Source organism: Streptomyces sp. NPDC050422 (genome assembly GCF_044458665.1).
Lineage (GTDB): Bacteria > Actinomycetota > Actinomycetes > Streptomycetales > Streptomycetaceae > Streptomyces.
Genome location: NZ_JBITIE010000003.1, coordinates 234,485 through 259,962 on the forward strand (window position 1 = coordinate 234,485; position 25,478 = coordinate 259,962).

General features: G+C 70.2%; 23 protein-coding genes. 12 read left to right on the top strand and 11 right to left on the bottom strand.

All coding sequences use genetic code 11. The annotated features are described in order from the left end of the window. Positions 1-10 precede the first annotated feature (10 nt). From ACIBJG_RS05655 to ACIBJG_RS05685, 7 genes are all read right to left on the bottom strand, one after another. Positions 11-1,219 carry an acyltransferase gene (locus tag ACIBJG_RS05655; RefSeq protein WP_399304230.1) on the bottom strand — a complete coding sequence of 403 codons (1,209 nt, stop codon included), beginning with the start codon at positions 1,217-1,219 and terminating at the stop codon, positions 11-13. Beyond that, positions 1,216-2,277 carry an alpha/beta hydrolase gene (locus ACIBJG_RS05660; protein ID WP_399304232.1) on the bottom strand — a complete coding sequence of 354 codons (1,062 nt, stop codon included), beginning with the start codon at positions 2,275-2,277 and terminating at the stop codon, positions 1,216-1,218. The genes ACIBJG_RS05655 and ACIBJG_RS05660 overlap by 4 nt, the downstream gene beginning before the upstream one ends. A 217-nt stretch (positions 2,278-2,494) precedes the next feature. Further along, positions 2,495-3,184: a response regulator gene (locus ACIBJG_RS05665; protein ID WP_399304234.1), complete on the bottom strand. Its 690-nt coding sequence runs from the start codon at positions 3,182-3,184 to the stop codon at positions 2,495-2,497. Next, the gene (locus tag ACIBJG_RS05670; RefSeq protein WP_399304236.1) at positions 3,181-4,560 is read right to left on the bottom strand and encodes a sensor histidine kinase; all 1,380 of its coding nucleotides are present in this window, start codon (positions 4,558-4,560) and stop codon (positions 3,181-3,183) included. Before ACIBJG_RS05670 ends, ACIBJG_RS05665 begins: the two co-directional genes overlap by 4 nt. A gap of 112 nt (positions 4,561-4,672) precedes the next feature. Next, on the bottom strand, positions 4,673-5,620 hold the full coding sequence (locus ACIBJG_RS05675; RefSeq protein ID WP_399304238.1) for a DUF4429 domain-containing protein: 948 nt from the start codon (positions 5,618-5,620) through the stop codon (positions 4,673-4,675). A 116-nt stretch (positions 5,621-5,736) separates the two neighbouring features. After that, on the bottom strand, positions 5,737-6,948 hold the full coding sequence (locus ACIBJG_RS05680; protein WP_399304240.1) for an alpha/beta hydrolase: 1,212 nt from the start codon (positions 6,946-6,948) through the stop codon (positions 5,737-5,739). A 255-nt stretch (positions 6,949-7,203) separates the two neighbouring features. Beyond that, positions 7,204-7,884, bottom strand: a complete 681-nt coding sequence (locus tag ACIBJG_RS05685; RefSeq protein WP_399304242.1) for a TetR family transcriptional regulator — start codon at positions 7,882-7,884, stop codon at positions 7,204-7,206. A 117-nt stretch (positions 7,885-8,001) separates the two neighbouring features. Here ACIBJG_RS05685 and ACIBJG_RS05690 point away from each other — a divergent pair, with 117 nt between their 5' ends. Together ACIBJG_RS05690 and ACIBJG_RS05695 are read left to right on the top strand one after the other, a co-directional pair. Next, positions 8,002-9,612 carry an MFS transporter gene (locus ACIBJG_RS05690; RefSeq protein ID WP_399304244.1) on the top strand — a complete coding sequence of 537 codons (1,611 nt, stop codon included), beginning with the start codon at positions 8,002-8,004 and terminating at the stop codon, positions 9,610-9,612. 175 nt (positions 9,613-9,787) lie between these two features. Then, positions 9,788-10,150: a peptidase inhibitor family I36 protein gene (locus ACIBJG_RS05695; protein WP_399304246.1), complete on the top strand. Its 363-nt coding sequence runs from the start codon at positions 9,788-9,790 to the stop codon at positions 10,148-10,150. 73 nt (positions 10,151-10,223) lie between these two features. Here the strand turns inward: ACIBJG_RS05695 and aceE are convergent, their stop codons facing one another. Further along, the gene (gene aceE / locus ACIBJG_RS05700; RefSeq protein WP_399304248.1) at positions 10,224-12,956 is read right to left on the bottom strand and encodes a pyruvate dehydrogenase (acetyl-transferring), homodimeric type; all 2,733 of its coding nucleotides are present in this window, start codon (positions 12,954-12,956) and stop codon (positions 10,224-10,226) included. Positions 12,957-13,472: 516 nt separating this feature from the next. Here aceE and ACIBJG_RS05705 point away from each other — a divergent pair. The 6 genes from ACIBJG_RS05705 (at position 13,473) to ACIBJG_RS05730 (ending at position 18,154) form a co-directional block, all read left to right on the top strand. Then, complete coding sequence (locus tag ACIBJG_RS05705) at positions 13,473-13,910, top strand: DUF3052 domain-containing protein (RefSeq protein ID WP_399304250.1); 438 nt, start codon at positions 13,473-13,475, stop codon at positions 13,908-13,910. A gap of 197 nt (positions 13,911-14,107) precedes the next feature. Next, a complete protein-coding gene (locus ACIBJG_RS05710) occupies positions 14,108-14,566 on the top strand; it encodes a peroxiredoxin (RefSeq protein ID WP_148017458.1) in 459 nt (152 codons plus the stop codon). Between the two features lie 150 nt (positions 14,567-14,716). Beyond that, positions 14,717-15,292 carry a TerD family protein gene (locus ACIBJG_RS05715; protein WP_219572022.1) on the top strand — a complete coding sequence of 192 codons (576 nt, stop codon included), beginning with the start codon at positions 14,717-14,719 and terminating at the stop codon, positions 15,290-15,292. A gap of 194 nt (positions 15,293-15,486) precedes the next feature. Further along, a complete protein-coding gene (locus ACIBJG_RS05720; RefSeq protein WP_148017459.1) occupies positions 15,487-16,062 on the top strand; it encodes a TerD family protein in 576 nt (191 codons plus the stop codon). A 70-nt stretch (positions 16,063-16,132) separates the two neighbouring features. Next, positions 16,133-17,266 (top strand): DUF475 domain-containing protein, encoded by a 1,134-nt coding sequence (locus ACIBJG_RS05725; RefSeq protein WP_399304252.1) that lies wholly within the window; start codon positions 16,133-16,135, stop codon positions 17,264-17,266. Between the two features lie 153 nt (positions 17,267-17,419). Next, positions 17,420-18,154, top strand: a complete 735-nt coding sequence (locus tag ACIBJG_RS05730) for a Tellurium resistance (RefSeq protein ID WP_399304254.1) — start codon at positions 17,420-17,422, stop codon at positions 18,152-18,154. Positions 18,155-18,175: 21 nt separating this feature from the next. On the opposite strand, the gene ACIBJG_RS05735 is transcribed toward ACIBJG_RS05730, so the two are convergent. Then, positions 18,176-18,997 carry a TerD family protein gene (locus tag ACIBJG_RS05735; protein ID WP_399304256.1) on the bottom strand — a complete coding sequence of 274 codons (822 nt, stop codon included), beginning with the start codon at positions 18,995-18,997 and terminating at the stop codon, positions 18,176-18,178. Positions 18,998-19,218: 221 nt separating this feature from the next. Between ACIBJG_RS05735 and ACIBJG_RS05740 the strand changes: the two genes are divergently transcribed. From ACIBJG_RS05740 to ACIBJG_RS05755, 4 genes are all read left to right on the top strand, one after another. After that, complete coding sequence (locus ACIBJG_RS05740; protein WP_399304258.1) at positions 19,219-20,382, top strand: HpcH/HpaI aldolase/citrate lyase family protein; 1,164 nt, start codon at positions 19,219-19,221, stop codon at positions 20,380-20,382. 60 nt (positions 20,383-20,442) lie between these two features. Beyond that, positions 20,443-22,989, top strand: coding sequence for a phosphoribosyltransferase (locus ACIBJG_RS05745; RefSeq protein WP_399304260.1), 2,547 nt, complete (start codon positions 20,443-20,445; stop codon positions 22,987-22,989). After that, complete coding sequence (locus ACIBJG_RS05750) at positions 22,986-23,834, top strand: HAD family hydrolase (protein WP_399304262.1); 849 nt, start codon at positions 22,986-22,988, stop codon at positions 23,832-23,834. Before ACIBJG_RS05745 ends, ACIBJG_RS05750 begins: the two co-directional genes overlap by 4 nt. 85 nt (positions 23,835-23,919) lie before the next feature. Continuing rightward, the gene (locus ACIBJG_RS05755) at positions 23,920-24,579 is read left to right on the top strand and encodes an O-methyltransferase (protein ID WP_399304264.1); all 660 of its coding nucleotides are present in this window, start codon (positions 23,920-23,922) and stop codon (positions 24,577-24,579) included. A 47-nt stretch (positions 24,580-24,626) separates the two neighbouring features. Here ACIBJG_RS05755 and ACIBJG_RS05760 read toward each other — a convergent pair whose 3' ends face one another. Together ACIBJG_RS05760 and ACIBJG_RS05765 are read right to left on the bottom strand one after the other, a co-directional pair. Then, entirely contained in the window at positions 24,627-24,845 is a 219-nt protein-coding gene (locus ACIBJG_RS05760) for a zinc ribbon domain-containing protein (protein WP_326735985.1), read from the bottom strand. Between the two features lie 9 nt (positions 24,846-24,854). Continuing rightward, positions 24,855-25,466: a DUF4383 domain-containing protein gene (locus ACIBJG_RS05765; RefSeq protein ID WP_399304266.1), complete on the bottom strand. Its 612-nt coding sequence runs from the start codon at positions 25,464-25,466 to the stop codon at positions 24,855-24,857. Positions 25,467-25,478 lie beyond the last annotated feature (12 nt).

The window sequence follows — 25,478 nt, forward strand, 5'->3', positions numbered from 1 at the left end:
GGGGTCGGCTTCACGCCAGTCCCAGCGCGAACACCGCGAACCCCGCCGCGAGCACCCCCGCCATCGCGCGGCGGGCGTTCGCGGCGCGCGTTCCTGCCTTCCACGGCGCCTCGAACCTGCGTGCGTACCGTGCGATCAGCACCAGCAGCCCCGCGAACACCGGCATCCAGGCCAGCCGGGCCAGGATCCAGCCGAGCGTGTCCGGGCCGGTCGTCAGTCCGGGCACCGCGCCCGCGAAGGACGCCGGGACCGCCGCGGCGAGCATCGCCGTCTGGTGCCAGCACAGGATCGTCATCGCCGACAGGTTGATCACGACGACCGGCGCCCACACCAGCGGCCTGCGCAGCAGCCGGCCGATCCGGTCCCGCAGGAGGATCGCCGCACCGCTCTGCGCGGCGCCCAGGGCGAGGACCAGCAGCGACGGGGGATGCGAGTTGGTGCGCGCCTCGCCCGGCACCCCGACCATCGACGCCGGGTAGTGGAAGAGCAGCAGCAGCGCGGCGAACAGCACGCCACCGCCGACGAGCAGCAGCCGGGCGCCCCGCTTCCCGATCCGGCCCTCGCCCCAGGAGACGCCGAGCTGGTACGCGAAGAGCCAGCCGGGAACGATGTTCAGCATGCTCAGCCAGGAAGGCATGGCGTCACCGAGCGGCCCGTAACGCAGCAGGTCGACGACGGCGACCGCGCCGAGCAGCGGGGCCGCAGCCCAGCCGCCGAGTCTGCGGGCCATGCGGATGCAGTACGGCGTCAGCGCGGTGACCACCGCGTACACACCGACGAACCAGAGCGGCTGGATCACCAGCGTCGACCCGGTCCGCAGCGTGTCGCCCGGCACCCCGAGCGCGTGCAGGACCGGGATCATCACCGCCCACACGGCCGTCACCCCGAGCACGGGCCGGCCGAGGCGGGCCATCCGGCCGCGCAGCCAGGCCCCCGTCGTGGACTTCCTCCTGCGGTACGAGAGCACCGAGGCGTACCCGCCGACCAGGAAGAAGACGCCCAGCATCTGGAGCACCCAGCTGAACGGGGCGAGTGCGCCGAAGGCCGAGAGAGGGCTCGCGTTGTGCAGAGCCCCGTCGCCGTCGAGCCGGAATCCGCCGAGCAGCCAGTGCCCGGTGGGCACGGCGAGCAGGGCCAGGGCGCGCAGCCCGTCGAGGGCGCGGTCGCGGTGGGCGGGGGTGCGGGCCTCGATACGGGAGGCGAGGGCGTGCGGGCTCATCGGGCATCCCCGTCCGCGTAGGTGCCTTCCGCGATGGCGGCGAAGGCGTTGAGGGACTCGGTGCCGGGGGCGAAGTACCCGGTGTGGCCGTGGGCGTCGGCGGCGGGCACCCGGCGGGCGCCGAACTCCGGGGAGGCCGGGTCGGCGCCGTGGCCCAGCCCCGCGAACTCGACGTTGGGTACGTTGTCGATCCAGTCGTCGGGGTCCTTCGCGGCCCACACCCGGGCGCCGGTGTGCAGATCGTCGACGTCGTCCGCGCGCATCCCGGGCGAGCCGAGGACGACCAGGTCGGTGGCGCGCAGCCGGGGCGCGGCGAGGCCGCAGACGACGGAGCCGTAGCTGTGGCAGAACACCGTGGGCTCGGGCACACCGGTCGCGGCGAGGCCGTCCGTGAACCGGGTCAGCCGGTCCGCGCCGGCCTCGGCGAGCGAGCCGGTCGCGGCGTCCACACCGACGCCGACGGGCGTGGTGTACCCGGCCCAGGCGATCACCGCGCTGCCCGGACCGGTCTCCGCGTACAGCGACTTGGCCATGCCGGCCGGAGTCCCGTACACATCGTTCGTACGGTCGAAGGTCCCGGCGTCGACGTCCGAACCCGGTACCACGACGGACACCCGGTCCGCCGTGGTCACGTCCCCGAAGACCTCGGCGACCTGGCCGCGGCCGCGCGGGTCGAACGCGAGGATGTGGCGGTGCGGGTCCGCGGCGAGGCTTGCGTACCGGGGGTCGTCCTCGGCCTTCAGCGCCAGCGCGTTGGCCCGGTATCGGAGTTCGACGGGTGCGCCGTCGAGGTTTCCGACGACGAGCGGATGCCGTGCGACGAGGGACTGCTGGTCCTTCTCGCTCAACCCGGCGAAGAACCGTGCCACTTGGGCGGGCGTGTCCCGTGCCGGATCGGGCAGCTCCTGCCCCAGTACGTGATCCGAGCGCCAGGCGGCGGTGCCGGGAGGCGGCCCCGTCAGCGCCTGCTGGGCGTTCCCCGACGCCCAGCCGGCGGTCCCCGACACGACGGTGGTCGCCAGGGCGACCGCGACCAAGGTCCTCGCATAGCGGCGCATCCGACCCTCCCTCTCCGGCTGAACCGGATCCCGCACGCCGTTCGGCGCGTCGGAGAGGAAGGTAGGAAGACGACGGGTGCGGGGGCGTCACACCGGGGGGCCAAGTGCGGGGTGATACCGAGGTAGGGGGAGTACGGGGGGCTGCCCCGAGGGAGGGCGGAGGGATGTCCCGAGGGAGGGCGGAGGGATGTTCCGAGGGACGGCGTAGGGGCTGCCCTCAGTCGCCGGGTGTGCCCGGCACCACCAGCCCCGCCTCGTACGCGAAGATCACCGCCTGGGCGCGGTCGCGCAGGTCCAGCTTGGCCAGCACCCGCCCGATGTGGGTCTTCACCGTCTGCTCCGCCAGCACCAGGTGCCCCGCGATCTCCTGGTTCGACAGGCCCCGGGCTATCAGCTCCAGCACCTCCGTCTCGCGCGGGGTCAGCCCGTTCAGCCGCAGCGCGGGCCCGCTGCGGGCGGCCCCGGACGGCCGCTGCCGGGCGAAGTCCGCGATCAGGCGCCGCGTTACGGACGGTGCCAGCAGCGCGTCGCCGGCCGCCACCACCCGGACCGCCGAGATCAGGTCCGCCGGAGGGGCGTCCTTCAGGAGGAAGCCGGACGCGCCGGCGCGCAGCGCCTCGTACACGTAGTCGTCCACGTCGAAGGTGGTCAGCATCAGCACCTTCGGCACGTGCACCACACCCACCGGCGGGTTCAGCAGCTCGCGGGCAGCAGCCAGACCGTCCATCTCGGGCATGCGCACATCCATCAGAACCACGTCCGGATGGGTGTGGCGGCTGACGTCGACGCCCCGGCGGCCGTCCGGCGCCTCGCCGACCACGTCGATGTCGCTCTGCGCCGCCAGCAGCGCCGCGAATCCCGCCCGCACCATGGCCTGGTCGTCGACGATGATCACACGGATGGTCAAGAGTCCTCCGGATTCAGGATCGGGGAAGGGGCTGCCGAGGCCGGTGGCAGGGGAAGCCGTGCGGCCACCCGGAAGCCGCCGTCCGGCAGTGGCCCGGTGTCCAGCGTTCCGCCGGTCAACCGTACGCGTTCGCGCATGCCGATCAGCCCGTGTCCCGTCCCCGTCGTCTCCACCGGAGTGTGCGGAGCGAGGGAGGAACCGGTCGGCTCCGGCGAGTCGTTGACGATCAGCACCGTCAGATGCGCGCCGTCGGAGCTGACCGACACCCGGGTCCGGGCCCCCGGCGCGTGCCGGACCACGTTCGCCAGGGCCTCCTGCACGATCCGGTACGCGGACAGGTCCACCGTCTGCGGGACGCCCTCCAGCCCGGCGGGCAGCGACAGTTCGACCGGCAGCCCGGCCCGTACCGTCGCCTCCACCAGCTGCTGCACCCGGTCCAGCCCCGGCTGGGGCGCCCGCTCGCCCTCCGTGCCCTCGCTGCGCAGCACCACCAGCAGCCGCCGCATCTCCGTGAGCGACTCCCGCGCACTCGCGGCGATCGAACCGAACTCCTCGCGCACCTCGTCCGACAGCCCCTCCAGCCGGTACGGGGCGGAGTCGGCCTGGACCGTGATCACCGACATGTGGTGCGCGACCACGTCGTGGAGCTCGCGGGCGATCCTGGTCCGCTCCTCCAGCAGCGTCCGCTGCGCCCGCTCGGCCTCGCTGATGGTCTCCTGCTCGGCGAGCCGGCGCTGGGCGTCGCCCCGTTCCCGTACCGTCGCGCCGACCACCAGCACCACGGCGCCGAGGATGAACATCAGGAGCGAGTTGTCGGTGCCGCGGTGGGGGGAGACCAGATACAGGACGAGCCCCGCGGCGCCGGTCGCCAGCCAGACGGCGACCAGGGTCCGCCGCCGCTCGCGCAGGCCCAGGGCCAGGAGCAGGAAGAGGTAGCCGACGAGGCCGGGCGGTGTCCACGGCCAGGCGCTGCTCTGCCCGCCGTCCACCCCGAGCAGCACGACCGCACCCAGGATCTGGGCCGGGAAGATGATCCACCAGGCCTGCAGCGGTCGGTGCGCCAGCATCAGCAGGGGCCCGGCCTGCGCGACGGCGAGCGCGCCCGCCGTGCCGCCGTTCAGGCCGTACGGGTCGTTCAGGACGGTGATCGTGACCGGGATGAAGATGGCGACGAGCGCGAGGACGGCGGCGTACGGCAGCAGCCGCTGCCACTGCTTCGGCGCACCGGCCAGGAGCGGTGTCGGGGGATGGGAGGGGTGGGACAGGGCGTGGCCGGTCTCGCGCAGATTGCGGCGGGCGGCGCTCAGCAGACCGTCCGCCGGCGGCTGCGGGGGAGCGGGCGGCGGCGATGACGGGGGCGAGGAGGAAGGGGGCATGGCCTGATCAGGGTAGGCAGCGAAGCCGCCCGTCGGCGTCATACCGGGGTTCCGGTCCGCCGCGGCCGTTCTCGTACGGGGGTATGACCCGGGCCGCCCCCGTACGCACGCGTCACAGCTCGGCGAGCAGCTGGGCCTTCTTCGCGCTGAACTCGTCGTCCGTCACCAGACCGGCCTGGTGCAGCTCCCCGAGGTGGCGGATCCGCTCCGCGATGTCCGCCGGATCCCGCCGCCCCGCGCCCACCAACGCGGGCGCGACCGGCGCGGACTGCTTCCTGCGGACGGACTCCAGTACGGACGCGGCGAAGGGCAGCGACTCGTGCACCGGGCCGTAGCCGAGGCCGAAGATCACCGCGGCCGGATCCTGGTCCGCCCGGGCGGGACGCTCCGCCATCGACTGAGCATGCGGGGCGGTGCTCGTCAGCAGACCCGCACCCGGGCCGGAGGCTGCCGGGCCGGAGGCCGGGGCCAGGGACTCCAGGCCACGCGGCACCAGCCGCAGATAGCCCTCGAAGGCCTCGGGCGAACGCCACTCGACGCCGCTCAGTTCCGTGACCGGGAACGTCTGGTCGCCCGCCTTCCACTTCTCCGAGGAGGCGCCCGTCCAGAACCACCGGAAGGAGATCCGGTCCCCGTCGAAGCTGGCCCGGCCGTCGTACGCCTTGAAGCGCATCGGGGCCTCGGGGGCCGCGACCATGAACCGGTCGGCGGGCTCGTCCGCCTCGGGGCCCAGCCGCGCGCGCAGCTCGTCCGCGTAGTACTCGGCGAGCGTCTCGCGTTCGGCGGGGAGCACCAGGCGGTACGGATCGCAGCCGTCCTTCAGCTGCCCGGCGGCCGCCTCCAGCAGCGGGTCGGCACCGGGTCTCGGGACCGCACGCAGCACCACCGTGCCCCGCTTGCCCGGGGTCAGCGTCACCGACGACAGCGCCGCATGCGGGACGCGGCGCTCACGGAGGCTCTGGAGGAGCCTCGGCGTACGGATACCCCGTTCGAAGCGGATGAGCACGGAGTCGGTGTCGAACTCCCAGGTGGCATGAATTCCGGCCAGCGCATCACCCATGTGCTTCATCGTATGCGGCACTTGCCCGCTCGTCGCCCCTCCAAGGCCCTCGCAATTCCTGGCCGGTCGCGGTTCTCTACGCGCGTCGGACCCGTTCGCGTCGTTCTTTACGCCCGTCAGACCGTCGCGTGGCCGGAAATCTGTTCGTGGCAGCCGCTGTCGGACTGGGCACAGGTCACGGAGGCGTAGGCGCCCGTACCGATCGCGGCGAAGTTGCCGAGGCTCTCGGTGCCCGGTTCGAAATAGCCGCTGTGGCCGATCGCGTCGCCCGCCGAGGCGATCCGGGCGCCGAAGTCCGGATCCACCGGGTCGGCCCCGTGGCCGAGGCCCCCGACCTCCAGGTTCGGCACGTCCTCGATCCAGTCGCCGTGGTCCCGCATCGCCCACACATTGGCCCGGGTGTGCAGCTGGCCGGCGTTGTCGACCCGCATGCCGGGGCTCCCCGCGACCGCGATGTCCGTCACCCGGCCGGGCAGTTCGTCCGCGGCGACGCCGCACAGGACGGAGCCGTAGCTGTGGCAGAACAACGAGACGGGGGCGGCACCCGGGAGCGACTCGACGAGTGCGTCGAGCCGGACCGCCCCGCGTTCGGCGAGCTTGCCCAGGGCCGAGTCGATGCCGATGCCGACGGGGGCGGTGTAGTCGGCCCAGGCGATCACCGCGGTCCGCACACCGGGATGCGCGGAGTGCTCGGCCGCGTACAGGGACTTGGCCATGCCGACGGGGGCGGCGTTCGTCTTGCTCCCGGTGCGCTCCAGCGTCAGCAGGTTCGTGTCGACGCCCGGGACGACCACCGAGACGCGCTCGGCCCGGTCGAGGTCGCCGAACACCTCGGCGGCCTGGCCGCGGCCCGACGGGTCGAACGCGAGGAAGTGACGGCCCTCGGCGAGCATCGAGCGGAAGCGGTCCACCCGGTGCTGCGCGTCGGCGCGGCCGTCGGGGGAGAGCCTCGGGTCGTGCACCCGGTTCTGCTCGGAGGTGCGTGCCTGTTCGAGCGCCAGCCGGTTGGCCTGGTAGCGCAGGGTGACCGGGGCGCCGTTCAGGTTCCCCACCACCAGGGGGTAGGTGCGGGCCAGCCCGGCCTGTTGCGCGTCGGTGAGCGCGGCGAAGAAGTGCGCCAGCTTGTACGGCGGCGCGTCCGCCGCCGGGAGCGCACGCCCCGCTATCGACCCCTTGGCCCAGGCGGCGAGGGCAACGGTGCGTGGCGCGTCGGACTGTTGGTGACGCACGGCGGTCCAACCGGTGGTCGCCAGCATCACGAACACGACCGCGACGGCGAGAAGAGCGCGCCAGGCGGTGAGCGTGGGGGAGGAGTCGAAGGAAGTCACTTCGGCACACATTAGGAGACGCGCGTAGGGCGCTGTTAAGCGGGTGATGCACATCACCCGGCCGCAGGGAATGAAACCCCGATTTCCTCACGCTGTGTACGGCCTTGCGGCACGCTCCGCCGCGCCGGGAGTCACTGGAGTGCCGCATCGGGGCGTCGCGGCCCGCCTGTTGTGATGTCGGTCATGTCGGCCACCTGAGGCGTGCGGCACACCACCTCGGTTGAGGTGCACACCTGAGGCGTGCGGCACGCCACCTCAGTTGAGGTGCGCCGTGTCGGCCGGGTGCGTGCGCCAGTCCTCGGCGAGGGCCGGGCCCAACTGGTCCAGGTAGCTCTCGGTCAGCGTCCGCAGCGAGTCCATGCTGCCGTCGTATCCCTGCCCCCACAGCTGTCCGGTCACCCGCATCACCCCGCAGAACGCGGCGACGGCGACGCGCGGCCGTGGGTCCCGCGCCACGTCCAGGCCCTCGCGTTCGGCGATCAGCCCGGCGATCTGCTCCTCCAGGGCGACGCCGCGCCGCATGTGGGCGGCGAGCAGGGAGGGTGTCGATTCGATCATCCGGTACGTCCGCATGTGGAGTTCGACCGGGACGATGGCCTCGATCGCCTCTCCGATACTGTTCCAGGCGCACAGAACGGCGCGGCGCATGGCCTCGAAGGGGGCTTCGGCGGCGGGACGTTGACGCAGTTCGAGAATGAAGCGCGACTCCACCATGTCCTGAACGGCGAAGACGACCGACTCCTTGCCCGCGAAGTAGCGGAAGAAGGTGCGCTGGGAGACCTCGACGGCGTCGACGATCTCGTCGACGGTGGTCTCCTCGTAACCCTGGGTGGTGAAGAGGCCGAGGGCGGCACGCAGCAGGGCGTCCCGGGTGCGTCGCTTCTTGCGTTCGCGCAGCCCGGCCGGCCGGCATGTGGCTCGCTGCCCGTCGCTCACTGAACTGGTCCCCTTTTCCCTGCTTTGTCCAGCTCAGCCTACCTGTGAGCTACGTGACAGTTACCGACTTGTGAATTGGTTTGTCAACTGTCAGCGACTGACACTAATCTCCCGGGTATGACTAGTCAGACCACCGTCGAAAAGGCGTCACAGGAACCCCGGGACCCACTCGGCCCCGCACCTGCCAAGGGGCTGCGCGGCCACCCCTGGCTGACGCTCTTCTCCGTGGCCATCGGCGTGATGATGGTCGCGCTCGACGGCACGATCGTCGCGATCGCCAACCCCGCGATCCAGAAGGACCTCGGCGCCTCGCTCGCCGACGTCCAGTGGATCACCAACGGCTACATGCTCGCCCTCGCCGTCTCCCTGATCACCGCGGGCAAGCTCGGTGACCGGTTCGGCCACCGCCAGACCTTCCTGATCGGCATCGCCGGCTTCGCCGCGGCGTCGGCGGCCATCGGGTTCTCCAGCAGCGTGGCCCTGGTGATCGTGTTCCGGGTGCTTCAGGGGCTCTTCGGGGCCCTGCTGATGCCCGCCGCGCTCGGCCTGCTGCGCGCCACCTTCCCGGCCGAGAAGCTGAACATGGCGATCGGCATCTGGGGCATGGTGATCGGCGCCTCGACCGCGGGCGGCCCGATCCTGGGTGGCGTGCTCGTCGAGCACGTCAGCTGGCAGTCCGTCTTCTTCATCAACGTGCCGGTCGGTGTGATCGCCCTCGTCATGGGCGTGCTGATCCTCAAGGACCACCGCGCCGAGAACGCGCCCCGATCCTTCGACATCGCAGGCATCGTGCTGCTCTCGACGGCGATGTTCTGCCTGATCTGGGCGCTCATCAAGGGCGCGGAGTGGGGCTGGGGCGACCTCAAGACGGTCGGCTTCCTGGTCGCCGCCGTCGCCCTGTTCATCGGGTTCGCCCTCGTTCAGCAGCGCGTCAAGGAACCGCTGATCCCGCTGGCGATGTTCCGCTCCGTACCGCTGTCCGCGGGCACGGTCCTGATGGTGCTGATGGCCTTCGGCTTCATGGGCGGCCTGTTCTTCGTCACCTTCTATCTCCAGAACGTGCACGGTCTGAGCCCCGTCGACAGCGGTCTGCACCTGCTGCCGCTGACCGGGATGATGATCGTCGCCTCGCCGCTCGCGGGCGCCATGATCACCAGGTTCGGCCCACGGGTTCCGCTCGTCGGCGGCATGGTGAGCACCGCGGTCGCCATGTTCGGTATGTCCCAGCTGACCGTCGACACCAGCACCCTGACCATGTCGATCTGGTTCGCCCTGCTCGGCCTCGGCCTCGCCCCGGTCATGGTCGGTGCCACCGAGGTCATCGTCGGCAACGCCCCGATGGAGCTCTCCGGCGTCGCCGGTGGTCTGCAGCAGGCCGCCATGCAGGTCGGCGGAAGCCTCGGTACGGCGGTTCTGGGCGCGATCATGGCCGCCGGCGTCGACTCCAAGCTCTCCGACAACTGGAACGAAGCGAAGCTTCCGCCGCTCTCGCCCGAGCAGCTGGAACAGGCGTCCTCGGCCGTCAAGGTCGGCATGCCGCCGGTCGCCGAGGGAACCCCGCCGGAGGTCGCCGGCAAGATCGCGAGCGTCGCCCACGACACGTTCATCTCGGGCATGAGCACGGCGTTCATGGTCGCAGGCATCGTCGCGGTGATCGCCGCACTGGTCGCCACCCTGACCAAGCGTGGCGAGAACGCCGAGGCGGGCGCGGGCGCCGGACACATCTGACCGGACCTCGTGGGCGCCTCACGGCGTCAACACAGCGCGTACAACAGCCCCGCCGGAACGTTCCGGCGGGGCTGTCGCCTATCAGGGTGGTCCCGCCCCCGGCCCCTTCCCGATCCGCTGCTCCGCAGCTCAGGGTGGGCGAGGAAGATCCACATCAGCACGGGGGTTGTTTCACATGCGTACAACCGTTCTCGCGGCCGCCCTGGCCGCCACCGCCCTGGTCCCACAGGCATCTGCCCACGCCGCACCCGGCGGGCTCGGGGACTGCCGGACCGGCCAGCTCTGCCTCTGGGCCGAGCCCGACTTCACCGGCGCCCGGCAGGTCCACGAGCTGTCCGCCGTCGACATCGAGAGCTGCGTACCGCTGAAGGCGGGCGCCACCGCCCAATCGCTGGCCAACCGCACGGGCCGGCCCGTCACCACCTACCAGTCGGCGGAGTGCCAGGAGACCGGCGAGTTCGAGACCTACCCGGGCGGCGGCACCTGGACCCCGCACTCCCCGTACCAGGTACGGGCCTTCAAGATCTGGGAGAACTGACGGCCTCACCACACCACCGCGGGGCGGCCGGACCCCTTCAGGTCCTGCCGCCCCGCGTCGTCGTGTTCCGTACCTACGCGTCGCCGCCGGCCGCACCGGGGTCGGCCGCGGCCACGTCCAGCAGGTCGTAACGGTCGACAGCGATCTTCAGCGCCGAACGGTCGATCTTCCCCGCCTTCGCGAGCTCGGTGAGCACCGCCAGGACGATCGACTGCGCGTCGATGTGGAAGAACCGCCGTGCCGCGCCCCGCGTGTCCGCGAAGCCGAACCCGTCCGCACCCAGCGACTGGTACGCACCGGGCACCCAGCGGGCGATCTGGTCCGGCACGGACCGCATCCAGTCCGAGACCGCCACGAACGGCCCCTGGGCACCCGACAGCTTCCGCGTCACGTACGGGACGCGCTGCTCCTCCTCCGGGTGCAGCAGGTTGTACCGCTCCACGTCGACGGCCTCGCGCCGCAGCTCGTTCCAGGACGTCGCCGACCAGACGTCCGCCCTCACGTTCCACTCGTCGGCGAGGATGCGCTGCGCCTCGACCGCCCAGGGGACCGCCACGCCGGACGCCATGATCTGGGCCGGGATCTCGCCCTTCTCGCCGCTGCTGTAGCGGTGGACGCCCGCCAGGATGCCCTCGACGTCCACGTCGGCGGGCTCGGCCGGGTGCTGGATCGGCTCGTTGTAGACAGTGAGGTAGTAGAAGACGTCCTCACTGTTCTCGCCGTACATCCTGCGCAGACCGTCCTTGACGATGTGCGCGATCTCGAACCCGAACGCCGGGTCGTACGCGACACAGCCCGGGTTCGTCGACGCGAGCAGCTGCGAGTGGCCGTCCGCGTGCTGGAGACCCTCACCCGTCAGCGTCGTACGACCGGCGGTCGCGCCCAGCACGAAGCCGCGCGCGAGCTGGTCGGCCATCTGCCAGAACTGGTCACCCGTGCGCTGGAAACCGAACATCGAGTAGAAGACGTACACCGGGATCAGCGGCTCGCCGTGCGTGGCGTACGCCGAACCCGCGGCGATCAGCGAGGCCGTGCAGCCCGCCTCGGAGATGCCGTCGTGCAGCATCTGCCCGGTCGGCGACTCCTTGTACGCGAGCAGCAGATCGCGGTCCACCGACTCGTACTGCTGGCCGAGCGGGTTGTAGATCTTCGCGCTCGGGAAGAACGCGTCCATGCCGAAGGTGCGGTACTCGTCAGGCGCGATCAGCACGAAACGCTTGCCGATCTCCTTGTCCCGCATGAGTTCCTTCAGGATGCGGACGAACGCCATGGTGGTGGCGATCGACTGCTGACCCGAACCCTTCTTCGCGGTCGCGTACGTCTTGTCCTCGGGCAGGACCAGCGGCTTCGCCCGCACCACACGGGTCGGGACGTAACCGCCCAGACCCTTGCGGCGGTCGTGCATGTACTGGATCTCCTCCGAGTCACGGCCCGGGTGGTAGTACGGCGGGTTGCCGTCCTCCAGATCCTTGTCCGCGATCGGGATGTGCAGCCGGTCCCGGAAACGCTTGAGGTCCTCGGCGGTGAGCTTCTTCATCTGGTGGGTCGCGTTGCGGCCCTCGAAGTTCGGCCCCAGCGTCCAGCCCTTGACCGTCTGCGCAAGGATCACCGTCGGCTGGCCCTTGTGGGCCTTGGCCGCCGCGTACGCCGCGTAGACCTTCTTGTGGTCGTGCCCGCCACGCCCGAGGTGCAGGATCTGCTGGTCGGACATGTCCTTGACCATGTCCCGCAGCCGCGGGTCGTCACCGAAGAAGTGGTCCCGGATGTACGCACCCGTCTCGGTGGCGTACGTCTGGAACTGGCCGTCCGGCGTCGTGTTCAGCTTGTTGACCAGGATGCCCGTACGGTCCTGCGCCAGCAGTGGGTCCCAGGAGCGGTCCCAGACCAGCTTGATGACGTTCCATCCGGCGCCGCGGAACTGCGACTCCAGCTCCTGGATGACCTTGCCGTTGCCGCGCACCGGGCCGTCGAGGCGCTGCAGGTTGCAGTTGACGACGAAGGTCAGGTTGTCCAGGCCCTCGCGGGCGGCGATGGAGAGCTGGCCGAGCGACTCCGGCTCGTCCATCTCGCCGTCACCGAGATACGCCCAGACATGCGAGTCGGAGGTGTCGGCGATGTCGCGCGCCTGCATGTAGCGGTTCATCCGCGCCTGGTAGATCGCACCGAGCGGGCCGAGGCCCATCGACACGGTCGGGAACTCCCAGAAGTCCGGCATCAGCCGCGGGTGCGGATAGCTGGACAGGCCGTTCGGCGCCTTCGACTTCTCCTGGCGGAACGCGTCGAGCTGCGCCTCGCTCAGCCGGTCCAGCAGGAAGGCGCGGGCGTAGATCCCGGGGGAGGCATGCCCCTGGAAGAAGATCTGGTCGCCGCCCCGGCCGTCGTCCTTGCCGCGGAAGAAGTGGTTGAAACCCACGTCGTACAGCGAGGCGGAGGAAGCGAACGTGGCGATGTGACCGCCCACGCCGATCCCGGGACGCTGCGCACGCGACACCATTACGGCCGCGTTCCAGCGTGTCGCGTTGAGGACCTTGCGCTCGATCTCCTCGTCGCCGGGGAAGAACGGCTCGTCCTTCGTGGCGATCGTGTTCACGTAGTCCGTACTGCGCATCTCCGGCACGGCGACACGCTTCTCGCGCGCGCGCTCGATGAGCCGGAGCATGAGGTAGCGGGCCCGCTCACGGCCTCGCTCGTCGACGGCGGCGTCGAGGGAGTCGAGCCATTCCTGGGTCTCTTCGGGATCGAAATCCGGGACCTGACTCGGAAGGCCGCCAATGATGATCGGGTTGCGATCGGATCCGGAAGCCACGCTGTTCCTTCGCTGTTCGGTGCTGCTCTACGGGGCCTGGGCACGGGAGGCGTCCCCCCGGTGTGTCTGCGCGTACGCCATCCCATCGTGTACCGCGAGGACGCAAACGTCATCTCTACCGAGAGGTAACCGCCGGTGTGGCGAAGCCGTGTCCCGGACGGGCGCACGGGCCGCGCCGGAGCGGGTATCCGGCCGGGCGGGAGGCATCGGGCAGGATGGGTCGGGCCAAACCGCAACCATACGCCCAAGGGGTCCATACGTTCCCGAATGCTGTTCGACTCCGTTTGCCGGACCGAAACCGCATAAGCTGTTCAAGGACGTAAAGGGTGTGGACGGCAGCGCCGGCTCCCGCAGGGGACCGCCGACAGGGCGGCGACGTGGCAGGGAACGTCACCGTTTAGGCGGTCTCGTACGCTGGGTACTTGCGCGATCCGCCGCTCCCGTGTGGACTACGGCCAACGCCCCGCGCACGCGCGTGGCTGAAGCATTTTCCGAAACATGATCAGGAGGCAACCCGTGAGCGCGACCGCGGACCACGCGGAGGAGCGGACCAACCCGGCAGCACGCCTGGGGTTCGAGCCCGGACAGGTGGTCCAGGAGATCGGCTACGACGACGACGTCGAGCTGGAGCTCCGTGAGGGCATTGAGGCCACTACCGGCCAGGAACTCGTCGATGAGGAGTACGACGACGTCGCAGACGTCGTCCTGCTCTGGTTCCGCGACGAGGACGGCGACCTTACGGACGCGCTGGTGGATGCCATTGGTCTGCTCGAGGACGGCGGTACGGTCTGGCTGATGACGCCGAAGACCGGCCGTGACGGATACGTCGAGCCGAGCGACATCAACGAGGCTTCTCAGACAGCCGGTCTCGCCCAGACCAAGAGCATCAGTGCGGGCAAGGACTGGACGGGCAGCCGTCTGGTCACGCCGAAGGCGGCCAAGACCAAGCGCTGAACCGCACTCCCCCCTGAAGGCCCCTGACGGCATCACGCCGTTCGGGGCCTTCGTACATTCCCCGGCACGGCCCCCACGAGCCCCCCGCACGTCCGCAGGAACCTTCCACGGGTGCTGCACGGCCGCCCGGCGCCTCTGCGTAGGGTGGGAGTCACCCGGACAGCCCAGCCCGGCGACGTAGCGAAGGGACGCGTTTCATGGCGATCGAGGTCGGCACCAAGGCCCCGGATTTCGAGCTGAAGGACAACCACGGCCGGACCGTGAAGCTCTCTGACTTCCGCGGCGAGAAGAACGTGGTGCTGCTGTTCTACCCGTTCGCCTTCACCGGCGTCTGCACGGGCGAGCTCTGCGCGCTCCGCGACGAGCTGCCCACCTTCGAGAACGACGACACGCAGCTGATCGCCGTCTCCAACGACTCCATCCACACGCTGCGCGTCTTCGCCGAGCAGGAGGGCCTGGAGTACCCGCTCGTCTCGGACTTCTGGCCGCACGGCGAGACCTCGCGTGCGTACGGCGTGTTCGACGAGGACAAGGGCTGTGCGGTGCGCGGAACCTTCATCATCGACAAGGAGGGCGTGGTGCGCTGGACGGTCGTCAACGGCCTGCCCGACGCGCGCGACCTCAACGAGTACATCAAGGCGCTCGGCGCCCTCTGATCCGAGATCGGGTGGATCTCGGGGCGACCTCCGGCCAAAAGCCTGTTTTGGCCGGGAACCGGTCACTAGGATCCACTCGTTGATCGGATGCCAACACGACGTGGAGGCGCCGGCACCGGCCGGCCCCCAAAGAAACCAATGGGAGGACTCGTGGGAGTCAGCCTCAGCAAGGGCGGCAACGTCTCGCTGACCAAGGCCGCGCCCAACCTGACCGCGGTCATCGTGGGTCTGGGCTGGGATGCTCGTACCACCACCGGCGGAGACTTCGACCTCGACGCCAGCGCCCTGTTGACGAACGCCGAGGGCAAGGTCGGCAACGACGGCAACTTCGTCTTCTTCAACAACCTCAAGAGCCCCGACGGTTCCGTCGAGCACACCGGTGACAACCTCACCGGTGAGGGCGAGGGCGACGACGAGGTCATCAAGGTGAACCTGGCCGGTGTCCCGGCCGACGTCGACAAGATCGTCTTCCCGGTCTCGATCTACGAGGCCGAGTCCCGCCAGCAGAGCTTCGGCCAGGTGCGCAACGCGTACATCCGCGTGGTCAACCAGGCGGACAACACCGAGCTCGCACGGTACGACCTCAGCGAGGACGCCTCGACGGAGACCGCCATGGTCTTCGGCGAGCTGTACCGCAACGGTGCGGAGTGGAAGTTCCGCGCCATCGGTCAGGGCTACGCCTCGGGTCTGCGCGGCATCGCGCAGGACTTCGGCGTCAACGTCTAGCAAGCGGTCCGGGGCCCCGGCCCCGGACAGGCCTTCAGCATGTCCCGTCCGGCGCCGCACCCTGTGCGGCGCCGGACGCGCTCAACAGACGGATTCACCGGTTCAGCGTTTCGCCGGTTCGCCGGTTCGCCGGTTCGCCGTTTCGCCGGTTCAACGGGTTCATCAACGGTTCATCGACTCGGGGAGGACACACCATGGGCGTCACGCTCGCCAAGGGAGGCAATGTCTCCCTCTCCAAGGCCGCACCCAATCTCACCCAGGTGCTCATCGGCCTCGGCTGGGACGCACGATCCACGACGGGGGCGGACTTCGACCTCGACGCCAGCGCACTGCTGTGCCAGTCGGGCCGGGTGCTCGGCGACGAATGGTTCGTGTTCTACAACAACCTCACGAGCCCCGACGGCTCCGTCGAGCACACCGGTGACAACCTCACGGGTGAGGGTGAAGGCGACGACGAGTCGGTCATCGTGAACCTCAACGAGGTTCCGGCCCATTGCGACAAGATCGTTTTTCCGGTCTCCATCCATGAGGCCGACAATCGCGGGCAGACGTTCGGCCAGGTCAGCAATGCGTTCATCCGCGTGGTCAACCAGGCCGACGGCCAGGAACTCGCGCGTTACGACCTCAGCGAGGACGCCTCCACGGAGACCGCGATGATCTTCGGTGAGCTGTACCGCTACAACGGTGAGTGGAAGTTCCGTGCAGTAGGACAGGGGTACGCGTCGGGGCTGCGCGGCATCGCTCTAGACTTCGGGGTCAACGTTTCGTAAAGCCGCGCACGGCGCGGGGGAGCCCCGTGCTCTTCGGGGGAGACCCGTTACACACATGATGGGGTAGCCAGTGCTTCTGAAAACCTTCGGCTGGTCGTTCGCGATTACCGCGATCGGCCTGGTCGCAGCGTGGTTCTACGGGGGGTGGGAAGCCTTCGGAGTGGTGGCGATCCTTTCCGTCCTGGAGATCTCGCTGTCCTTCGACAACGCGGTGATCAACGCCGGAATCCTGAAGAAGATGAGTGCCTTCTGGCAGAAGATCTTCCTCACGGTCGGTGTGCTCATCGCGGTCTTCGGTATGCGGCTGGTATTCCCCGTCGTGATCGTGGCCATCACTGCCAAGCTGGGACCGATCGAGGCAATCGATCTTTCCTTCAACGACCCGGACCGATACAAGGAACTGGTCACCGACGCCCACCCGGCGATCGCCGCCTTCGGTGGCATGTTCCTGCTCATGATCTTCCTCGACTTCATCTTCGAGGACCGTGACATCCAGTGGCTGCGCTGGATCGAGCGCCCGCTCGCCAAGCTCGGCAAGGTCGACATGCTGTCGGTCTGCATCGCGCTGATCGTCCTGCTGATCTCGGCCCTGACCTTCGCGTCCAAGGCGCACCAGCACGGCGGCGGACACGCGGACAAGGCCGAGACGGTCATGCTCGCGGGCATCGCGGGTCTGATCACGTACCTCATCGTCGGCGGTCTCTCCGGCTTCTTCGAGAACAAGCTCGAAGAGGAGGAGGAACGCGAACACGAGGCCGAGGAAGAGGCCAAGCGGACGGGCAAGAACATCTCCGCGATCGCCCTCTCCGGCAAGGCCGCGTTCTTCATGTTCCTCTACCTGGAAGTGCTCGACGCGTCCTTCTCGTTCGACGGCGTCATCGGCGCCTTCGCCATCACCAACGAGATCGTGCTGATGGCCCTGGGTCTCGGTATCGGCGCCATGTACGTCCGTTCGCTCACGGTCTACCTGGTCCGCCAGGGCACCCTGGACGACTACGTCTACCTGGAGCACGGCGCGCACTACGCGATCGGCGCCCTGGCCATCATCCTGCTCGTCACGATCCAGTACGAGATCCACGAGCTCATCACGGGTTCCGTCGGCATCATCCTGATCGGCTGGTCCTTCTGGTCCTCGGTCCGGCGCAACAAGGCGATCGCGGCCGATGGAGGCGAAGGCAGTACGGAAGTCTCCGCCGGGGTGTGACCCGGTAGGGAATGAGGAACGCTCTCTGCGGGGCGGCTCGTACGGCAACGGATCCGGGGAACACCCGGATCCGGCCCGGAGCCGCCCCGCAGCGGTGCGTGCGTCGCACGTGCCGCGTGCGACAGGTGGGGCCGACATGTGTGGGGGTTCGGGATGGCGTTCTGGAACAGCCTGTGGCCGGGGCGGGAAGCGCAGTTCGAGTCGGGAAGCGCGGCCACCAACTCCATCGTGCTCTCCAGGCGGCACGCCACGGTCTCCCTCACCAAGCAGGGCGCGCTGACCGGCAACCTCCGGGTCAACCTCTCCTGGCAGATGCGGACGTCCGACATCGAGGGCCGGTCGCGGCAGAGCGGCCGGCTGCTGCGGCCGCTGAAGCTCTTCCAGCCGGATGTGGTCCAGGCGCACACCCAGGGCGTGGCCAACGTCGACCTGGACCTGGGCTGCATGTACGAGCTGACGGACGGCACCAAGGGCGTGGTGCAGCCGCTCGGCAATCTGCTCGGTGATCTGAACGGGCCGCCGTACATCAAGCTCAGCGGGGACGACCGTTTCGGGTCGGCGTCCGGGGAGACCGTCTACGTCAACCTCGACCAGCGCGAACAGATCAAGCGGATGCTGTTCTTCGTCTACATCTACGACCAGACGCCGGCCTTCGAGCGTACGCACGCGAAGGTGACGCTCTACCCGGGCAACGGGCCGCGCATCGAGATCGAGTTGGAGGAGCGGGCCCCGCAGGCCCGCTCGTGTGCCGTGTTCACGCTGGAGAACGTCAAGGGCGAGCTGATCGTGCGGCGCGAGGTGAAGTTCGTGTACGGCTTCCAGTCCGAACTGGACCGGCTGTACGGGTACGGCATGCAGTGGGGGCGCGGCTACAAGACGCGTGCGTGAGGGATGGGCCGGCGCGGCGGGTCAGGGCCGTATGAACTGCGGCCCTTGCGGTGGCAGGACGAAATTCGGGTCGGGTGCGTGCGCTGCCGCCGCCGCGGGCTGTGGATAGCCGTAGGCGGGCTGTGCGGACGCCGGCTGCGGGTAGCCGTAGGCGGGCGCCGCAGGGGCCGCAGCGGGCTGTGGATAGCCGTACGAGGGCTGCTGGTGCTGGACCGTGGCCTGTGCGTCGGGGCCGGGCGCCGGTGCGGGCGGGAACGCGGGAGCGGGCGGCGGCGTCGGACCGGGCCCGGCGGCGGCCTCCGACTCGTCCACCGAGATGCCGAAGGCGGTCGCGAGACCGATGAGACCGGTCGGGTAGCCCTGTCCCACGGCCCGGAATTTCCAGCCATCGCCGCGCCGGTACAGCTCGCCGCAGATGATCGCGGTTTCCTCGCCCGTCTCCGGCCGCACGTCGAAGACGGCGAGCGGTTCGCCGCCCGTCACCGCGGCGTCGTACAGCAGGATGCGGAGATCGCGCACCTGTTCGAATGCGGCCCCGTCGGAGGACGCGGCGATGACGACCTGGTCGACCGAGGGGTCGAGTGCGTTCAGATCGGCCTCGATGGTGTCCGTCAGGCCCTCGGGCAGGCTTCGCTTCGGCAGCCGTCGTACCAGGCCGGAGGGGTGGCGGGGCTGGTTGTAGAAGACGAAGTCCTCGTCGGAGCGCACGCGGCCGCCGGAGCCGAGCAGCAGGGCCGAGGCGTCCACATCGGGGACCCCGGTGCCCGGGGTCCAGCGCAGCACGGCCCGTACGGCCATGGCGTCGAGGGGGACGTTCGAGCCTTTCACCATCGCGTGCGTCATGCCGGTCATCCTGCCTGCTGGCTGCCCGTGCGGACAACGCGGGGGTCGCAAGCCGTGTGTCGCGGGAATGTCGGAACGGGCCCCTCCGTGCCCTTCGGAACCATCGCTAAATGGACGAGTTACCCGGAATTCATGTGGGCAGGGAACTGCCGACACCCGTCCGTACGTACTATTACCGGCCACACGTTGTCCGGCCGGCCAGGTAGTACGGGGGGAATCACATGCGTCATTTCGGGCATATTGCACCAGCTGCGAGGGGCGATCTGTTCTTCCGGGAGCCGTGCGACTTCGACGCCGGCTCCCCGGCCCCCGTCCTCGCGGCCGCCCTGGGCGCCACGCTCTACAGCCCCGCCACCCGGCCCCGGCTCGCCGACGACGTCATCAAGCAGGCAGGCCGCGGAGTCGTCTCCATGGTGTTGTGCCTGGAGGATTCGATCGACGACTCGGAGGTGCCGGGCGCCGAGGGGAACCTGGTCAGGCAGTTCGCCGACCTCGCGGGACGCGGCGGCGAGCTGCCGCTGCTGTTCATCCGCGTCCGCGAACCGGACCAGATCACCGACCTCGTGCGCCGCCTCGGCGAATCCGTCCGATTGTTGTCCGGTTTTGTACTTCCCAAGTTCACGCAAGAGCGTGGCGTCCCGTTCATGGAAGCGCTCGCCAAGGCCGAGTCCGCCGCAAGCCGGCGGCTCTTCGCCATGCCCGTGCTCGAATCCCCCGAGCTGCTGCATCTGGAGACCCGCCACGAGTCCCTCCAGAAGATCGCCCGCACCGTCGACACCTACCGCGACCGGGTGCTTGCGCTGCGGCTCGGCGTCACCGACTTCTGCTCGGCGTACGGACTCCGCCGCGCGCCCGACATGACGGCGTACGACGTCCGGATCGTCAGCAACGTGATCTCCGACGTGGTCAACGTGCTGGGCCGGGCGGACGGCACGGGCTTCACCATCACCGGCCCCGTGTGGGAGTACTTCAGGCTCCAGGAGCGCATGTTCAAGCCACAGCTGCGCCGCAGCCCCTTCCTGGAGGGCCGGGCGGAGGAACTGCGTACGGCCCTGATCGAGCACGACCTGGACGGGCTGCTGCGGGAGATCGAGCTCGACCGGGCCAACGGCCTGCTCGGCAAGACCTGCATCCACCCGTCGCACGTCGCCCCCGTGCACGCGCTGTCCGTGGTCAGTCACGAGGAGTTCAGCGACGCCCAGGACATCCTGCGGCCGGACCGCGACGGCGGCGGGGTGCTGCGCTCGTCGTACACGAACAAGATGAACGAAGTGAAGCCGCACCGCGCCTGGGCCGAACGGACGCTGCGGCGGGCCGAGGTCTTCGGTGTGGCGAAGGAGGACGTCGGCTTCGTGGACCTGCTGGCGGCGAGCCTCGCGGAATGAGCGGTGGGCCCGCGAGCGCGGGCGCGTGATGCACGGACGGGCCCCGGCGAACGGGTGCGCGTGACAGGCCAACGGAAAGAGACGGCGAACGTGGTGTGGTCGGGTAGCTGGGTCGCGGAGCGGCTGGGCGTCGAACTGGTGGGCGACGGGGAGCTCCGTGAGCTGCTGGGCCTCGCCCTGCGGCGCAACCCCAAGCGGGCGCATCTGCTCGTGTCCAACGTGCTCGGCAAGCACGTGCCGCAGCGCCCCTCGGTCGTGTACGGCGCCGGAGTCGAGCTCGGTCACCGGGTGCGCGAGCTGCTCGGCGAGGACGGGACACGGCACGCGGTCGTACTCGGCTACGCGGAAACGGCCACCGGCCTGGGGCACGCAGTCGCCGACGGCCTCGGATCGGCGCCCTACCTCCACTCGACGCGACGCCCCGTCGAGGGCGTGGCGCGGGCGGGCGGCTTCGAGGAGTCGCACTCCCACGCCACCTCACACCTGCTGCTCCCGGAGGACCCGGATCTGCTGGCGGGGGACGCGGGCGGCTCCACGGACGCGACCCTCGTCCTCGTGGACGACGAGTTCTCCACCGGCAACACCGTCCTCAACACCATCCGCGCCCTGCACGAGCTCTACCCCCGCAAGCGGTACGTCATCGTGGCCCTGGTCGACATGCGCTCACCGGCCGACCGGGGGCGGCTCGCCGAGTTCGCCGAGGAGATCGGCGCCCGGGTCGACCTGGTGGCGCGCAACACGGGCACGGTCAGCCTCCCGGAAGGGGTCCTGGAGAAGGGGCAGGCGCTGGTCGCCGAGCAGGAAGCGGCGCAGGCCCTGACGGAGCAGCCCGGAGGAGCGGCCCACCTTCCCCGCCCCTGCACACGGATCGACCTCCAGTGGCCCGCCGAGGTGCCCGACGGCGGCCGGCACGGATTCACCCCCGCACACCGCGCCCTCCTGGAACCCGCACTCCCCGCCATGGCGGACCGCATCGCGCAGGCGCTCGGCGAGGGCCCCCGCCGGGTCCTGGTCCTCGGCTTCGAGGAGCTGATGTACGCGCCCCTGCGCCTGGGCGCGGCCCTGGAGGAGCGCATCGGCGCCGAGGTCAGCTACTCCACGACGACCCGCTCCCCGGTCCTCGCCGTGGACCACCCGGGCTATGCGATACGCACCCGGCTGGTCTTCCCGGCCCACGACGACCCGGCCGACGGCCCCGGCGACCGCTACGCGTACAACGTCGCGGGCGGCGACTTCGACGCCGTGGTCCTCGTCGTCGACTCCACCGCCGACACCGACGCGCTGCACGGCCACCGCGGCCTGGTGCGGCAGCTCACCCCGCACACCGCCCACGTCCTGCTGGCGGTCGTCCCCTCGTACGCACCGCCCGGGGCCGGCGCCGCCGAGCCGTCACCGTCGTACGCCCCCCACCGGCCCCATCGGCCCCATCGGCAGGAAGACCCCTCCATGCTGCCCGAGCCCCTCCGCGGCCCCGCCTTCTCCTCCTACGCGCCGGACGAGGTCGGCTGGCTGCTCCAGGACCTGTCGGACACCCAGCTGGAGGCGCCCACCGAGGAGCGCGAGGAGGCGATACAGAGCGGTGGCGCTCACTACGCCGAGTCGCTGCCGGTCGAGTACCAGCCGTCCGAGGAGTACCAGGACCTGTTCAAGGCGGCCCTGGACCTGTCGGCGGCCCGCATCGCCCGCGCCGTCGGCACGGTCACCGAGACGGTCCTCGCCGAGCGCGGCCCCCGCCCCGTACTCGTCTCGCTGGCCCGCGCCGGCACCCCCGTCGGCGTACTGATGCGCCGCTGGGCCCACCTCCGGCACGGCATCGACCTGCCGCACTACGCCGTCTCGATCGTGCGCGGCCGCGGCATCGACGCCAACGCCCTGCGCTGGCTGGCCGCCCACCACAACCCGGCCGACGTCGTCTTCGTCGACGGCTGGACCGGCAAGGGCGCCATCACCCGCGAACTGGCCGCGGCGATCGCCGAGTTCGAGGACTCCGACGGGACCGAAGGCTTCAACCCGGAGATCGCGGTCCTGGCCGACCCCGGCGGCTGCGTCCGCACGTACGGCACCCGCGAGGACTTCCTGATCCCGTCCGCCTGCCTCAACTCCACGGTGTCCGGACTGATCTCCCGTACGGTCCTGCGCTCCGACCTCGTCGGGCCCGACGACTTCCACGGCGCGAAGTTCTACCGGGAACTCGCCGGATCCGATGTCTCCGGCCACTTCCTCGACACCGTCACCGACCGGTTCGGCGAGGCGGCCGACGCCGTGGAAGCCGAGGTCAAGGAGTTGCTCGCCGCCGACCGCGCACCGACCTGGGAGGGCTGGGCCGCGGTGGAGCGCATCAGCGAGGAGTACGGCATCCACGACGTGAACCTGGTCAAGCCGGGCGTCGGCGAGACCACCCGCGTCCTGCTGCGCCGCGTCCCGTGGAAGATCCTCGCCAAGCGCGGCGCGGGCGCGGACCTCGGACACATCAGGCTGCTCGCACAGCAGCGCGGCGTCCCGGTCGAGGAGGTCGACGAACTCCCGTACACCTGCGTCGGGTTGATCCACCCGAAGTACACGCGCGGGGCGACCGGTGCGGACGGCAAGGCGGTGGAGTCCAAGTGAGCACCCCCGTAACGCTGGTCGCCAGCGACCTCGACCGCACCCTCATCTACTCCGCGGCGGCCCTCCAGCTCCCGATGCCGGACGCCGACGCCCCCCGCCTGCTCTGCGTCGAGGTGTACGACAAGAAGCCCCTCTCGTACGTCACCGAGACGGCCGCGGCCCTGCTCGACGAACTGACGCGCTCGGCCTCCACGGTCTTCGTACCGACGACGACCCGCACCCGCGAGCAGTACCACCGCATCCATCTCCCCGGCCCCGCAGCCGAGTTCGCGATCTGCGCCAACGGCGGCCACATCCTCGTGAACGGCGTGTCCGACCCGGGCTGGCAGCGCACCGTGGCCGGCCGGCTGGCCGAGGAGTGCGCCTCGCTCGACGAGGTCCGCGCGCATCTCGTCACCGCCGCCGACCCTGCCTGGCTGCTCAAGGAACGGGTCGCCGAGGACCTCTTCGCCTACCTCGTCGTCGAGCGGTCACTGCTGCCGGCCGACTGGACGAAGGAACTCGCCGCCTGGGCGGAACCGCGCGGCTGGAGCGTCTCGCTGCAGGGCCGCAAGATCTACGTCGTACCGCGTCCGCTCACCAAGAGCGCGGCGATGCGCGAGGTCGCCGGCCGCACCGGCGCCACGCTCACCCTGGCCGCGGGCGACTCCCTCCTCGACGCCGACCTGCTGCTCGCCGCCGACCGGGGCTGGCGCCCCGGCCACGGCGAACTGGCCGACGCGGGCTGGAGCGCCCCGCACGTGGAGGTGACCGCCGAGAGCGGGGTGGCCGCGGGCGAGGAGATCCTGCGACGCTTCCTCGACGCGTCGGAGCCGCGCAGGCCGACCCTCGACGCGCCGCGGTAAGCGCTCGAACCGGCTCCGCCCGGCGACTACAGTCACCGCGTTCCCGCCGGTCGGCGGAGCACTCGGGCGAGCGGGGAGCGGCGCGATGACCAAGGGCAACGAAACCAGGATCACGGACGAGCTGTACGCGTACATGCTGGCGCACAACCCGCCACTGGACGAGGTCCAGCGAGACCTCGTGGAGACCACCTACGCCAGACTTCCCGACCACGCCGGCATGCAGTCGGCCGAGGAACAGGGCCCACTGCTCGCCTTCCTCGTACGGCTGACCGGAGCCCGGCACATCGTGGAGGTCGGCACCTTCACCGGCTTCTCCGCGCTGGCGATGGCCCAGGCGCTGCCGGCCGGCGGCCGGCTGATCGCGTGCGACGTCTCGGAGGAGTGGACCGCCTACGGCCGGGAGGCCTGGGCGAAGGCAGGCGTCGCCGACCGCATCGAACTACGGATCGCCCCGGCCCTCGACACACTGCGGGCCATGCCCGCGGAACCGCACATCGACTTCGCCTACCTGGACGCGGACAAGGGCAACTACATCGCGTACTGGGAGGAACTGGTGCCCCGGATGCGTCAGGGCGGCGTCATCACCACGGACAACGTGCTCTTCCACGGCGGCGTGACGGACCCGCGGGCGACCGGCGGGGCGGCGGCCATCCAGGAGTTCAACAACCACGTGTCCGCCGACCCGCGGATGGACAGTGTGATGCTCACGGTGTCGGACGGACTGACGCTGTCGCGCAAGCGGTAGCGGAAGGCAGCCGGGGCGTTGAGGCAGGGGCGGACGGGCGGGACGGCTCAGCCGCAGCAGCCCCCACCGCAGCAACCCCCGCCGCCACCACCGGCCGAGGGCGCGGGAGCCGAACCGGCCGAGCCGCCCACGGCGACGGCGGAGAGAAGCTTCACGGTGTCCTCGTGCCCGGCGGGGCAGGAGGCGGGGGCCGAGGACTCGGCCATCGGACGGCTGAGCTCGAAGGTGTCTCCGCAGGAGCGGCAGCGGTACTCGTAACGAGGCATGGCCCCAGGCTATCGGCCGGACGAGCCGCCGGGCCGGGCGACGGGCATCTCTCTCATCGCGCGCCGCCGTGCGCGCCGCTCCTCACGCTCGACCTCCTCGGGATGACGGGACCGCCAGTACGGGTTGTCATGGGGGAGCCCGCCGCTGACGCGTCCGTACATCCCGAACATCATCAGCATCAGCCCCACCACGAAGCTGAAGAGCACGTTCTGGATCTGGAAGGCGAGGAAGTTGAGCCCGGTGTCCAGCAGGGCGAGATTGACGAAGCCGCTGAGGATGAAGGCGATGCCCAGCACCATGTTGAGCGTCGAGGCGAAGTTGCCGCCGATGACCATCCCGACGAACAACAGCAGCCCCACACAGATCGACAGCACGCTGAGCGCACCGTTGGTGCTCAGGCCCGCGACGGTGTCGCCGCCGGTATCGAAGAAGCCGACCTTGTCGATCAGCCCGAGAATGCCGAAGGCGAGCAGTACCAGCCCCATCACCCCGGCACCGATCCGGTAGACGCGGCTGAGCCGGTGGTCCACGGGCAGCTGCTCATCGAGCAGGGCGGCCTTACGGGTGGGTCTGCGGTGGGCGGCCGGCCGCCGTGCGGGACGCAGTACATGCGTGGCCATGGGGCCTCCTTC